Origin of the sequence: Bacillus sp. IBL03825 (assembly GCF_024712505.1) — a bacterium.
GTDB classification, from domain to species: Bacteria; Bacillota; Bacilli; order Bacillales; family Bacillaceae_G; genus Bacillus_A; species Bacillus_A wiedmannii.
Genome location: NZ_JAMXKE010000001.1, coordinates 2098873 through 2112427 on the forward strand (window position 1 = coordinate 2098873; position 13555 = coordinate 2112427).

Consider the following 13555-nt stretch of genomic DNA (forward strand, 5'->3'; position numbering starts at 1 on the left):
ATGATTCACAAATTGTTAAAATTCTGATTTGTTTGAGAGGGGCGTGGATATTTTTCGCAAAATGAAAAAGCAGGACATAAGTATTTACACTCATGTCCTGCACTTAATTTATGCTCTCGTAATGGCACGTGGAAATAAAATATTATTTTCTAAATGAATATGCTCAAATAAATCAGACTCTAGCGCTTCAAGGCGTTGATACACAAGTCGATAAGTGCCGCAAGCTCCTTCTGGAGGAGTAAAGTCATTTGTCACTTTACGAAGTTCTTTTATAATATTTCCGGCATGATTGTGTTCATTTTCTAGTTCATCTACTACTTTACGTAACTTTGCATAGTTTTCATCAGTTGGATTTTGTTCAAATTCTAAAATTAATGGAAAATCTTCCGTTTCTTCTTTAATTAAATGCTGTTCTAATTCCATTTTAAGTTCATGAAATAGCTTATGAATTTGAGCTAAATGAGGCTGATTTACTCCATGAACACGTAATACTTTCGTCACATATGGACTTAACTGCGGTAACTCTTCATTTAAATAACGATGATGCTTATTAATTACATAATCAATCAATTCGCGATAAGAAGCATTTTTCCAATCAATTTCAGATTCATTTAATAGTTTCGTATTATGATAAAGCGTATTTAACTCTGTAATTACTTCAGAAGCTGATAAATTTCTTTCATGAATTGCATCAATAAGTGGCTTATTACCACCGCAACAAAAATCTATTCTATACGATTTAAAAAGATCACTAGCTTTCGGAAATTGTGTAACAATCTCACCAACAATTGAAGTTTCAGTAAATGTATGTTCCATATGAATGCCTCCATAAAGTTTAAATGTAATATCTAAATTAAGAATAGCGATAAATGAAAAACAATGTGGTGATTGAAATCACTTATAATGTGTCAGTTTTGAGAATAATAGGAGTGTTGTAAACGGAAGAGAGAGGAGGTAATTAGTCGCAATACTATTTGATAAAAAAAGAAGCTTACTAGAAGCTTCTTTTTTATTACTATTTTTCACATGCAACTCCATCACCATCACGATCAAGTTTAGAGCTATAACCTGGTTGGTCTTTATATAATGGAGCTTTTCCAGCATTTTTAACTTCAGTACAATTTTTGTAAGTTACATTACTATTGTTACTTGCAGCTGGTTGTGTTTGAGCTTGCTGTGCTTTTTTTTGTTCCTCTTGTTGTTTGCGAGCTTGCTCATCAGCTTGGCGTTTTTGTTCCTCTTGTTGTTTACGAGCTTGCTCATCAGCCTGACGTTTTTGTTCTTCTTGTTGTTTACGAGCTTGTTCATCAGCTTGGCGTTTTTGCTCTTCTTGTTGTTTACGAGCTTGTTCATCAGCTAGACGTTTTTGTTCTTCTTGTTGTTTACGAGCTTGTTCATCAGCTAGACGTTTTTGTTCTTCTTGTTGTTTGCGAGCTTGCTCTTCGGCTTGGCGTTTTTCATCCTCTTGCTTACGAGCTTGTTCATCGGCTAGACGCTTCTCATCTTCTTGCTTTTGAGTTTTCTCGTCCGCTTCTTTCTTTTTATCATCTTTTTTCTCTGCATTATTAGAAGCGACTTGTTTATTTGTTGCTGTCGTCTTTTCAGAAGAAGGAGCTGAAATACTTGATAATGCAACAAAAATGACAAATAAAATAGCAGTGATAATAAATTGTTTTTTTGCTACACCTGTCTTTTTAATTACGGATAAGATTGCTAACACAAGGAAGAAAACAAATAAAACAAAACTTAAAATAGAAAAGAATTCAACAATGGGGTTATTAGAAGTCTCAGCACTAGTTATTATGAATACAATCGAAATCATAAAAAGAATAACGGCAGGACGACCATATTGTTTTGCTTTTCCATTTTTCTTAAAGATTGAAATGATACATAAAATTAAAAGAATAAAAGCAATAAAAAATAAAGCTGCACCAATATTACTCAAAATCGCCATTTTTATACCTCCATTTGTAAGATTTTCACTATTGATTATATAGGAACTTATTGGATATTACACGATTTATATAAATTTAGAAAATTAGTATTTTTAATAGATTTATAAATATTTATTTTATATATAAAGAAAAATAGATATATTTCCTATTACGTTTTTAAAGAGAATTCATAAAGTATAATATATCGATTGAAAGGAGGGGGTTTAAATGGAATTTCAATTATTGGTAACTTGGTCATCATAAAGCATTCTCCTTTCTTTTTACAGAATTTTCTTCTGCTCATCGCTAGGTTAGTACTTCTAAAAGTTTAATTCAAGTCTGCGAAAATTATCATAATATATGTTTCTGGAAATGTTATTTTCTATTCTGAAATTTCAGTTTAATTTTTAATGTTAGGAAAGTCTTATAGTATAAGCCTCTATTTTGTTTAGTTTGTATTTAATTAAATAAAAGTACATATCTCCATTAACTTTTTTATAATTAGCTGGTAATAAAGTGTTTTTTTACTAAAGTTTTTTCAAGATTTGTATGCTTTATATAAACAATAATAATTGGAGGATATTTGGATTCAGTAAAGTTAACAATTGTTGAGAAACTTTTTTGTAGCGCTCTCTCAAAAGGAAGAGATTGAATCAAAGAGAATAACGTGTGTTAAGGAAGAAGGGGTACTAGTAATCTCTTGAGAATAGGGACAAGATCTTGTTTAAGTAAAAAGATTATCTAGTATTAAGAGAGAAGATAAAAAAAATTACAAAGAGCACCTTCTTTCAAAAAAAGTGGGGGGAGTAACATGCGATTGATGAGAAGATGTGTTGCCTTACTAATTGTATTTTTTATCATGGTTCCAATGATTAGCACAAATGTGCGAGCAGAAGTTGTAAAAGAGCTTGGAAAGGGATTTCCTGATACAGAAGTATTTACACCTGGAGAATGGTTTTTAGGTCAAAAACCTGCTAATTACGATGAGAATAAGCCTCCAATTCTTTTTGTACAAGGAAGGAATGGGAATGCTGATAGTTGGTATGGAAAGACAGTGTATCACGATATAAATGATATGTATGACTATGCTTTAAAAGCAGGTTATCAAACAGTATTTATCCAATTATATGATGCTGCTGGGAAAGGGTCAGCTAGTCAGTGGGATAACGGAAAATTGTTAGCACAAAAATTAGAAGAAATATATAATCACTTCGGTAAAAAAGTTAATATTGTAGCACATAGTAAAGGCGGTATCGATACACAGGCTGCATTAGTAGGATATGGTGCAAATCGATTTGTTGGAAATGTTATAACGCTTGCGACGCCACATCATGGATCAAACTTGGCGGATTTATCATATAGTTGGTGGGCAGGATGGCTTGCTTCTATATTAGGTCAAAAAGATGATGGTACGTACTCATTACAAATGGGGGAAATGGCAAAATTTCGTTCAACGATTGATAATAATCCAGCAGCTAAATTAAACCGTTACTATACGGTTACCGGTACTAGCTGGGGACCAGTATTTTCTGCGTTATCTATGGGCGGGTTCTATTTGTCATCATACGGTTCAAATGATGGACTAGTAAATGAGTGGAGTGCTAAGTTACCGTATGGAACGCATTTATTTACAGATTCCAGATTTGATCATGATAATATAAGAAAAGGATCTGCTGTTTTCTCTCGAATTGAACCATATTTACGTACATCAAATGTAGCTGTACCAGCTTTAGTAGCATCCAGCACTAGTTCAAATGAAAATATAGAACAACTAAATACAACTTCAAATCAAAACATTTTAGGAGGAGAATTGCCACAAAATCAGTGGATAGAGCAAACCGTTACGGTTGATAAAAAAGCTGAAGGAATAGTTTCTATCTTAACAGCGTCTTCTGATGTAGAAGTACAAATGATATCTCCAAAAGGAAAAATGTATACAAATAAGGATAGCGTTATTACTACTGGTGAAGGTGAATCTTTCTTTGGTGGTGCGACAATTAGAACATTTAAATTTGATAAAATGGATGTAGGAGAATGGAAAGTTAAAATGATGGCGAAGCAGTCGAAAGATGCATTTTTAATTGTAAGCGATTACAACAGTGGCGCACCATTTGTTCTCCAAATGCCTACAAAAGTTAAAGTGAATAAATCTGAGTATAAATTGAAAAAATCACCTGTAGCACCTGAAATGAAAGGGGATCTTTCCATAACAGTAAGAGTAGTTAATAAAGAAGGGAAACTAGTCTCTGAATATAATGAATTACAAAATGTTAATAATACTACATTTACTGGTGCTTTGAAGGACATAAAGCAACCAGGAGTATACAACATTACGATGGATATAAAAGGGATGAATAAAGAAGGACAACCGTATAATCGTACAATTGTTAAGTCGGTTTATGTGGAGAAGTAAGAAAGAATGAGAAGTTTTTAATATAAAAAGTACCGAACTTTTGTAGTAGAAGAGTTCGGTACTTTTTTCATGTTTATTAGATTAACAGAAACGTACAATGGAATTTATGTTTGATTATAGGAATCAAAAGAACATTATTCAATAAAAAAGATGCTGAAATAGCATCTGAATGTGAAGAGGATTATTAACTTAGTTTTATAACTGTTAATTCAACGGAATTAATACCATTATCACAAGTTGTAATACTTTGACGATTAAAACCACTATTATTTTTCAGTTGAAGAGTGGAATTAGCTGTCACAATTGTTTCGCCTGCTAGTTGAAGACATTCGTTATTTGATGAAGTATTCATTTGGAAAGCGAAATCACCTTGACTATTAGCAAGTGGATTATTATTTAAAAATATAGTCATGACTGGAATATGTGGAAAGACAGGATTTGAATTAGTGTTAATAGTTGAAATGAAAGAAACTCTATAATCACCAGTTTGACTAATTTGTATAGTAGTAGGATTTAGTAAGGAAACTCCTCCTGCTATAGGGCCAACGTGATTAAATGGAAAAGGATCTCCAAAAGGAACAGTTATAAACTCAGTTTGCCAAAAAGTGCCGTATGCTGGACAGCTTTTTTTATGTGAATGGTCGCATGAACATTTTTTATAGGAACTGGAAGAAGAGTTACATGAACATTTTTTATTGGAGTTTGAAGAATGATAGTATGAACCCAATATATTACCCCCTATTATGAATGAAGTGTATACTCATAGTATTTTATGCTTGTCTTATATAAAAGGTGATAGATTTGGAGTATAAAGTGCTAATACGATGAAATATAGTAATAGAATAGTAGTTGTAACAATTTTTGAAGAAGAAAAGGTTAATGATTTGGTAAAAATATCAGTGGAATATCTTGAAATGTTAAAGTATAGTGGGAATGCTTATTTTAATTTCACATGTAAAAATAAAACCAGTAGCCTCAGTTGCAATGATGTGATCGTTTAAGTGAATGTCTATTTTTGAAATGTTTGTATATTAGAGTTTATGGTTGTTTTCTTTTATTTACGTAGCGGGGCAGGAAGAAGACGAAAAGTATCGAATGAATGTACATATGTAGCATTGTTTGCTTTTGGTGTGAATAGTAGTAAAAGATACGTTGAAATATTTTAAACCGTAACAAAAGAGCGATTAAATAATAGAGGGAGCAACTTACATGGAAAATATATTAAAAGTATCTTCAAAATCAAAACCAAATTCAGTAGCAGGTGCAATAGCTGGTGTACTAAGAACAAGTGGCAATGTGGAAATTCAAGCGATTGGGGCGGGTTCTATAAATCAAGCGATTAAAGCAATTGCAATCGCAAGAGGATTTGTTGCTCCAAGTGGTATTGATTTGGCCTTTGTTCCAGCATTTCAAGAGGTTACTATTAATGATCAAGAAAGAACGGCAATTAAATTAATTGTAGGTCCTAGAAGGAAAAGGTAACTGCAGTAATTCAGTATTGAAATGATATTTAACATAACAAACAAAAAGTGTCACAAATGCTTATGAAATAGGCATTTGTGACACTTTTATAGTTTTGTGAGAATAAAAACCCCTAAAACTGCTCATTCTTCTCCCAAGATTCAACGATATAGTATGAAAAACCTTATTATATCAAGGTTTATAAGTGTTGGTTTCCCTTGATGCTCACATTTTGCTCACATTAAATCTTTTCATTTTTTATCAGGTGTTTTCATTAGATTTTATTATGCTCTCGAAGTTTTCTGCTGCTTGTTGCTGCATGTTCTGTGTGATGTGGCTATACTTATCTAAAGTCATTTGTATAGATGAATGTCCTAAGCGATCTTGTACGATTTTAGGGTGTTCTCCAGCCTGAAGCATAAGTGTAGCGTGAGTATGTCGTAAGTCGTGTATACGAATTCGAGGAACACCAGCTTTTTTATAGTGGTCATTCAAAAACCGATGAGGAGCATCTATATGTAAGGGTGAATGTATCGTATTGCCGGTGAAAATATAGGCCTCTTCATTCAAGTGTATACCCCAGCGGAAAAATTCTTTCTTTTTATAGGAGTAGTAGGATTGTAACTTCCCTATAACAAAAGAAGAGATACTAATGCTTCTATTTGAAGACTTAGTTTTTGTAGCAGCTTTAAAAAGTCCTTTTTCTGTTTTTACAAGCGATTTATTAACCAGGATACGTTTATTATCAAAGTCAATGTCTTTCCATGTTAGTGCAAGTAATTCTCCGCGTCTCATACCTGTATAGATTGCAAGTAAGAAGAACATATGGTACTTAATATTTTTTTCTTTTAGATACTGGAGGAATCGATTACATTCTTCGCTGGACCATGTTTTCATCTCACCTTGCTCTTCACGTGGTTTTTTAACCTTATTCATTATATTATCATGTATGATTTCCCATTCTACAGCGTGTTTGAAAATGCATCTTAGGCAGCGGTGGATATTGCTGATTGTACCATTTGATAGTCCTTTTTCCTTAAGTTCAGCATAGTAGCTTTGAATCATTACGGGCTTAATACTTTTAATTTTTTTATAACTAAATGGGGGAAGGATATAGAGCCTAACTAAGCTCATGTCTTTTTCATAAGATGTAATTTTTAATTCAGCTTTACGAAGAGGCTTTAACTTTTCCCATACATCTAAAACAGCTAATTGTTTGTCATCAAAATATATTCCTTTCTCTATCTCTGTAATCATTGTTGCAGCAGTATTTTGGGCTTCTTTTTTTGTTCTAAATCCACTCTTACTTTTTTGCTGTCGTTTTCCTGTGGTCGGATCTATACCGATATCTATTGTAAAAGACCACGTATTTCCACGTTTACGAAAACTTCCTTTCATATTCAATACCTCCTGTATCGTTAGTTTTAAAAATCACAGTATTGTGATATTCGGTTTTATAATTTACTTGCTAATAATTGATTTTCATAATGTAAAAGCCTTTTTTCAGCAAATTGTGTTGTTACATTGAATTTTTCTGAGATTATATATGCTTTTAACTGTAGGGGAGAAAGCTTTCGTAACATAAAAGTAGGTACACAAAATTGTTGTGCAAAGTTTTTAGCCTTTGCTTCTTGATAATCTAGAAACATTTGATGCATTAATAATTGATTACCAGAATGAAATAAGATGTGACAGGTCTCATGGCCAAAATCCTCCCATTGTTCTTGCTGAGAGATACGATTATCAATAACCAAGTTAGCTATTTGATTTCTTTCCATTGCATGACTCCCAAACGGAGCGAAATACAGCCAAATATTTAGTTTTTTCGCAATCTCTATCATATCTATTTGTTCCGGAACAAAAATAGATAAGGATTGGTACAAGTGCTGGATATAGTCTTCAAGTTGTGTTGTATAGTAGGGTTGCGATTGAAACATATTTTCACTCCATCCATATATTAAGAACATATGTTCTTAATATATAACAAAAATAAAAAACTTGGAAGAGCAAGAAAGATAGGCAAAGAAATAATTATGAATTATATGTCTTGGAATCGTGAAGTTGAAAGTAAATTTAAATATTAGATTATCGGTGCGATAAATTGATAAAAAGAAAAAAGCGTAAGAAATACATTTCTTACGCTTTTTTTATGTGTCTTAAATATTATTTTCCTGTTGTAACTAAATTTCCCATGAAAACCTACTTATTTTTATTACAGGAATAATAATCCACCAAATAATAGCTAGCAAGCTAATAATAGATATTGTAGCCGTAGCAAATTTTAAGTATTGATTATTTAAATTTAAAGTATATATGAAAAAATTAAGTGAAATTGCTAAGTACGAAAATATATTAAAGATAATGATTGAGGATTTATGTTTTGAATCAATTAGCTTAGTTCGATTGATTAACATTATTTGATTATATTCAATTACTTTATTTAGCAGTAATTCCTTTAAATTTTCTAGTTCTTGAAGGGTTTCTTGTGAATAATATAATTTATCTTCTAAAAATGAAAAGAATATAATTTCATTTTTTAATTTAACAACAGCAATATTGGATTTGTTTATCGTAATCTGATAAGCTTCATAATCTTCTTTAGAAATAAACATTTTTATTTTTTGATTTAGTTCTTCTGAAATAATATTCTTATTGAATTGTTTTTTTGTAAAGTAACTACTGATACTCTTATGGTAAATATGATTTATATCTCCTAACTCTAACCCATCAAAAAAGTTAAATCTAATTTTCTTATCATATTGGAAACGTTCAAATTCATTATTTAAAAATTCACAGAACATTATTAGGATATTGTGATTATTTATAAGATCTAGCCAAAACAGAGAAAATTCAAATGACATAGGTATACAAAAATGAATTACATTATTTAAATTATAAACTTCCTCTGTATTTGGATTGAAATTCAATTGGAATTCTTTGGATATATCTTCAGACTCTTTACTTTGGAACTGAATTAAACTCTCATCTTTATTATATTTACAAATGAATGAATAACCTAAGTTAATCATTGTTTTTTCTAACTCTTTTATAAATAAGTCAATCCAATTGTTAATGTCAATATAGATAAGTTCGCCTTTCTTTGATAAGATTCCTTGATTAGTTAAACTCATAAGAGAGTCTATTTCTGTTGAGTGAAACTCATCTGTTAGTTTTTTTTGATTGAATATAAAATAATTACTGTTGTGTAACGTGAAATGCTCTGGTATTCTAGACAAAATTTCATATTCATGCCCCAATAACATTTGATGCACATCCCATAGGTTTTAATTTACTATCAATTTGACTAAGGAAATCTTCAAAAGTTTTTTCTTTATCCTTTTTTTTGTAAAAGTCTATTAAGTAACATAGATTATTATGTATATTTTGTTTATCCATTTTTGAGATAGAGGAGAAAAGTTCTAAAGTTTTATTTTCAATCCTTAAAATTGATGTATCTATGTTCTCGTTTGTCTCTAAAATGAAATTGTTAATTAAACTATAAAAGAAAGCATTTTTAATAGTTTTTATGTACATTAATGTCTCATCTTCACATTTATTTGCAATAAGTTTTTCTATTTCTTTGAAACCTTTAGTAAGTTCTACTTTTATAAAACGTGATGTTGAAATTATTTTTTCATTTGCTAAAGATAATAGTACTTTGTTGTAGTCCTGATTTAAGTAATCGTATTTTAGTAATTTCGTTAATTGTTCAATAAATAAGTCGATGTCTTCTGTTTCAATATTTTTAGAACGGGATAAAAGTTTCCCTTCATCTCCATTAATTAATAATATCTTATCATCTTGTTCAGAAATAGTGACTTTAATGTGGGAAATAGGATATTTGTCATAAAAATATCTAAGTTCATCCTGAGCCAATGCTTCGTAAGTACTGATATTTTGATTTATATTAATACCAACTTCCATGCGCCCTTCTACTTCAAACTTTATTTTTGTTGGAATTGCTTTGTCAGCCAGTAAAATACTGCGTAAAGAATGATCTTTCAATTCCATAAAGGAAAAACTACTATTGTTAGTAATAATATTTAACACGCCACTAATAAATTCTTTTTTTTGCGATTCTGAGTGAGTGTAGTCAGAATAATTTGTAACAAGTGCGATATTATGCTGTAAGTAAAATCTTAATTCGGTATGAATTAATTTTTCATTTTTATTTTCTTTAAAGTAGGTATTTTTAGAACTTGTAAATCTTATATCTAACACAGTGTTATTACATTCTAAAAAGTGATTTATTTCTAAATTTTCAATACTTATTTTTTGAGGAAGTGTAGTTGATAACTGCTTAAAGCGATCCCCTAGGTTTTCTAGGTTCAAGATTGTTTTAGAATAAGTAAACATAATGGCATTAAAGTCTGATTTTGGAGATGAAAGGGTGTGAAAAAACGAATCTACTAGACACTCTAGTTGTCGCTTATGTTCACCCTGAAAATCTAAATATTTACAATAAAAAAAATTAGGATAATTATCCGGAGCAACTGCTGTATTTGTTATAAGCCGTTTTTGTACAAGTTGTGAATATAGATTGATATATTGATTGCTATTTAAATGCATAAGTTTTTCCCAAAAACTAAATTGGTTTCTTCGAGTGAAAAATAATTTTTGTTCTTGCATAATGGCTTGTTCAATCCTCCTTTATTTTAGTGTTTGGAAGGGTATAATTAATGTAATGACTAGCTTTATCAATAGAGGTACTACTACTATGTGAAATTAGTTTTGAAATTGTATCTTGAAGTTCTACTATTGCTACATTAAAAGCATCAGCTTGACTTAGGAAATTACTGACTGCTTCTCGAATAATATCATCTGTAATAATCTTTTTATCATATTTCTTTAGTAAATCAATAATTTCATATGTAAGTGCAGCTGTAATAAATTTATAATATTCCTGAAGAGTTTGTTCACTTGTTTTGTAAAATTTAATATCGAAATTTTCATTATTTCCAATCTGTTTCATAAAGTCTTTCAATCTTTGTTTATACAATAAATTATTATTATCCTCTATAATCTCATTTTCTAATGTGTTTTTTTCTACAGAAGTTTCATTTTTAATTTCTACTGGCTTTTCCTTAGATTCTGCTGGTAAACTTTTCATTGTTAAAGATAACCCCCTAAATATATTTGGAATAGATTTGCTTAATAAAGGTTTAAAAAATAGTGATAGTATGTTTTGAGATTGATAGTTGGCATTATAAAATTTAACGTTTACTGTATTATTCTTGTATAGGGATAATATGGCGTTATTTATGTAGGAAAAACAGCCTCTAAAGGCTGTTTTTCCTACTTTTTATCTCCAGATTTACGTTTTATTTCATTTTGCATAATGAACTCCCAAAAGCGTTTTAATTCTTCACGCTTTTCAGGACTAGCATCTTTAATATCTTTAAACCAAAGACCTAATTCAGCGTCATCAAGAATGTTTTTAAAATCAGGGTTGGTATAATTTATATTATTCGTTCTGCCATGTAAATAATCTGTTGTTACATCAAAATAATCAGCTATTAGTTTTATTGTTTCAGGCTCAGGATTTCTTTCACCACGTTCGTATCTTGATAGTTGAGTATTTGTTAATCCTAATGCATCAGATAACCTTTTTTGAGAAAGATTATTCAATTCTCTTAAGTACCTGATTCGATCACCAAGGATATTCATAAATTTCATCCTTCCTAGTAAAACTTAGTATTATTTTACCATATTGGGGATATGCATATCATTTAAATTGCCGATATGGTAATTTTTTTGATTGACTTTGCCGAAATGGCGATTTATTATTGAGGTATAAGTTGCCAAAATGGAGAAAAGGAGGATTAAAATGGTTGCAATTAGAAAGGTTAATTTAAAAAAGATAAAGGATTTGCGAAAAGAACAAAAGATTACTCTTGAGGAAATGTCTAAAATATTAGGATATGATAGTCCGAATGGATATCATTATATCGAAAAAGGAAGAAGCAAATTTTCCGCCGAGGCACTTGCGCAGGTTGCAGATGTTTTAAAGGTAAGAATAGACTCTCTTTTTTTTGAAAAATAAATCGCCAAAATGGCGAATTTAAAATTTTAGTAATAAGAAAAATAGGGGGATATAAATGATTAACTTCGATATCGAATCATTCCGTCAAATTATCCGGGAAGAAGTACAAAAAGCAACTGAACATCTTCAACCAATGAAAGAGTTACCACCATTTTTAACTATTACGGAATTAATGGAACTGTTACATATCAAACGTACAAAAGCATCTGAGTTATTAAACCGTTCTGATTTTCCAGTATGTCGCGAAGCAGGAGTTCTTATTCCTACACATCTTCTTTTTAAGTGGATGGAAAATCACACTGAATGGGTAGAAAACAATACAGAGTATTACAATCCATTTAAAGAATCCGTCTAATAATAAATTACCATAGTAAGTTGTCACAAATAAATATTGCTTTAGGTACGAATGGGGGAAGTAAACGATGTCCATAGGAAAAGAAGTTGCTATGGCACGAAAACGAAAGGGAATCACCCAAGAACAACTCTCCTTAGAAATCCCCGTGAGTCGTGAGTCACTAGCAAAATATGAAACTGAAAAACGAAAGTTACCAGAGGATTTAAGAAAATGTATTACAGAAGGCATTGATGATCCACAACTGTTTTTCAAAATGTGGAGTGAAGCTACTGGTTATGTTAGTATCCCATTTTTTAATGGAGAGCTTATAGATCTACATCCTGCAAGTATGAGGTACATGGTCCAACAAGAGACCAATGAAGCGTTGGAACAACTCGATACAGTATGTTGGTTTAAACCTTCACAAACTTGGTCCGAAAGTGAGAAAGAAGATTTGAAAAAGGTAATGCATGAAATCCTGGATGCTACAGGTTCAATGATGAGCCTCGTAGCGGTCCTATGTGATCAATATGGTATTTCAATGAAAGAAGTCTTTAAGTACTGGAAAGTATCATTACGAGCTAGGAAGTATATAAAAGGTTAATTTAATTATTTTATTGGGGAGGTTTAAGATATGACGATTGATTATGCAAGTCCAACTTTAAATCAATATAAAGCTCTAATTCGTAAGGAAGCAAATTTATATGGTGATATTCGAATTGCATCAGTTTGTGGAGACTATAGGAAAGCAAAAAACTTAAAGCAAGAGAAGAAGTTGATGGAGATAAGAATTCGAATTATCGAAGCAGCATTTGTTTTGAAAAACAAAAAGAAAAAAGGAAAGGCTACCGCGTAGCTTGCGATAGCCAATCATGACAATAGATAAATTATAGCATATAACAATTTAGTGCGACAAGCTGTTGTGCTTGTCGTTATGACCAGAAAGATTAGTTAACTCTAACCCCTTAATATACTTTCTGTTCATAACGATGCGTACAGTATCAAATTACTAGAAATGAGGAATAAGTCATGAAATCAGAATGTAATCGTCTGTTTGATTTAGTTCTACCAGGGGATTTTACCTTTGCGAGTGAATTACATAATTGCATGGTTACATGTATTCATAACATGTTCAATGCTGGTTCATTAGATGAAGCAAATCATTGGGAGAAAGAATTAAATAGATGCGCAAAAGAATTCAAGAGCCTTCGTAATGAAAAAGAGGATCACGATGTATCAAAGAGTTATCGTGTAGTTGTTAAAAGTCTTCAAGGACAGGGGATCAATGCATCATTAGTTAGTCGTAAAAAATAAAAAATCTATCACTTGGCAGAGTGATAGATTTTAGACTCTTATAGAGAGTCTTTCTA

The 13555-nt window shown here is 31.0% G+C and carries 16 protein-coding genes; 7 read left to right on the top strand and 9 right to left on the bottom strand.

Annotation, left to right across the window (positions count from 1 at the left end; genetic code table 11):
* Nucleotides 1-108: 108 nt before the first annotated feature.
* Both ric and NHG49_RS10910 read right to left on the bottom strand, forming a co-directional pair.
* A complete protein-coding gene (gene ric / locus NHG49_RS10905; protein WP_064473964.1) occupies nt 109-816 on the bottom strand; it encodes an iron-sulfur cluster repair di-iron protein in 708 nt (235 codons plus the stop codon).
* Between the two features lie 199 nt (nt 817-1015).
* Nucleotides 1016-1954, bottom strand: coding sequence for an excalibur calcium-binding domain-containing protein (locus NHG49_RS10910; RefSeq protein WP_088046624.1), 939 nt, complete (start codon nt 1952-1954; stop codon nt 1016-1018).
* A 791-nt stretch (nt 1955-2745) separates the two neighbouring features.
* Between NHG49_RS10910 and NHG49_RS10915 the strand changes: the two genes are divergently transcribed.
* Entirely contained in the window at nt 2746-4347 is a 1602-nt protein-coding gene (locus NHG49_RS10915) for an esterase/lipase family protein (RefSeq protein WP_064473961.1), read from the top strand.
* Between the two features lie 184 nt (nt 4348-4531).
* On the opposite strand, the gene NHG49_RS10920 is transcribed toward NHG49_RS10915, so the two are convergent.
* Complete coding sequence (locus NHG49_RS10920) at nt 4532-5074, bottom strand: preprotein translocase (RefSeq protein WP_258125946.1); 543 nt, start codon at nt 5072-5074, stop codon at nt 4532-4534.
* A gap of 482 nt (nt 5075-5556) precedes the next feature.
* Here NHG49_RS10920 and spoVS point away from each other — a divergent pair, with 482 nt between their 5' ends.
* Nucleotides 5557-5829, top strand: coding sequence for a stage V sporulation protein SpoVS (gene spoVS / locus NHG49_RS10925; protein ID WP_000427790.1), 273 nt, complete (start codon nt 5557-5559; stop codon nt 5827-5829).
* A gap of 240 nt (nt 5830-6069) precedes the next feature.
* Here the strand turns inward: spoVS and NHG49_RS10930 are convergent, their stop codons facing one another.
* The 6 genes from NHG49_RS10930 to NHG49_RS10955 form a co-directional block, all read right to left on the bottom strand.
* The gene (locus NHG49_RS10930) at nt 6070-7206 is read right to left on the bottom strand and encodes a site-specific integrase (RefSeq protein ID WP_258125947.1); all 1137 of its coding nucleotides are present in this window, start codon (nt 7204-7206) and stop codon (nt 6070-6072) included.
* A gap of 56 nt (nt 7207-7262) precedes the next feature.
* Nucleotides 7263-7745: an ImmA/IrrE family metallo-endopeptidase gene (locus NHG49_RS10935; RefSeq protein ID WP_258125949.1), complete on the bottom strand. Its 483-nt coding sequence runs from the start codon at nt 7743-7745 to the stop codon at nt 7263-7265.
* Between the two features lie 243 nt (nt 7746-7988).
* Nucleotides 7989-9071 carry a hypothetical protein gene (locus tag NHG49_RS10940; protein WP_258125950.1) on the bottom strand — a complete coding sequence of 361 codons (1083 nt, stop codon included), beginning with the start codon at nt 9069-9071 and terminating at the stop codon, nt 7989-7991.
* On the bottom strand, nt 9055-10437 hold the full coding sequence (locus tag NHG49_RS10945) for a chromosome partitioning protein ParB (RefSeq protein WP_258125951.1): 1383 nt from the start codon (nt 10435-10437) through the stop codon (nt 9055-9057). Before NHG49_RS10945 ends, NHG49_RS10940 begins: the two co-directional genes overlap by 17 nt.
* A gap of 10 nt (nt 10438-10447) precedes the next feature.
* Nucleotides 10448-10918 (bottom strand): hypothetical protein, encoded by a 471-nt coding sequence (locus NHG49_RS10950; protein WP_002135952.1) that lies wholly within the window; start codon nt 10916-10918, stop codon nt 10448-10450.
* Nucleotides 10919-11103: 185 nt separating this feature from the next.
* Entirely contained in the window at nt 11104-11475 is a 372-nt protein-coding gene (locus NHG49_RS10955) for a helix-turn-helix domain-containing protein (RefSeq protein ID WP_001023058.1), read from the bottom strand.
* Between the two features lie 160 nt (nt 11476-11635).
* Between NHG49_RS10955 and NHG49_RS10960 the strand changes: the two genes are divergently transcribed.
* The 5 genes from NHG49_RS10960 (at nt 11636) to NHG49_RS10980 (ending at nt 13499) form a co-directional block, all read left to right on the top strand.
* On the top strand, nt 11636-11851 hold the full coding sequence (locus NHG49_RS10960) for a helix-turn-helix domain-containing protein (protein WP_258125952.1): 216 nt from the start codon (nt 11636-11638) through the stop codon (nt 11849-11851).
* A gap of 55 nt (nt 11852-11906) precedes the next feature.
* A complete protein-coding gene (locus NHG49_RS10965; protein ID WP_000606754.1) occupies nt 11907-12206 on the top strand; it encodes a MerR family transcriptional regulator in 300 nt (99 codons plus the stop codon).
* A gap of 67 nt (nt 12207-12273) precedes the next feature.
* Nucleotides 12274-12789, top strand: a complete 516-nt coding sequence (locus NHG49_RS10970; RefSeq protein ID WP_258125953.1) for a helix-turn-helix transcriptional regulator — start codon at nt 12274-12276, stop codon at nt 12787-12789.
* A gap of 30 nt (nt 12790-12819) precedes the next feature.
* A complete protein-coding gene (locus NHG49_RS10975; RefSeq protein WP_089607429.1) occupies nt 12820-13041 on the top strand; it encodes an RNA polymerase subunit sigma in 222 nt (73 codons plus the stop codon).
* A gap of 173 nt (nt 13042-13214) precedes the next feature.
* Nucleotides 13215-13499, top strand: a complete 285-nt coding sequence (locus NHG49_RS10980) for a hypothetical protein (RefSeq protein WP_258125954.1) — start codon at nt 13215-13217, stop codon at nt 13497-13499.
* Nucleotides 13500-13555: the final 56 nt, after the last annotated feature.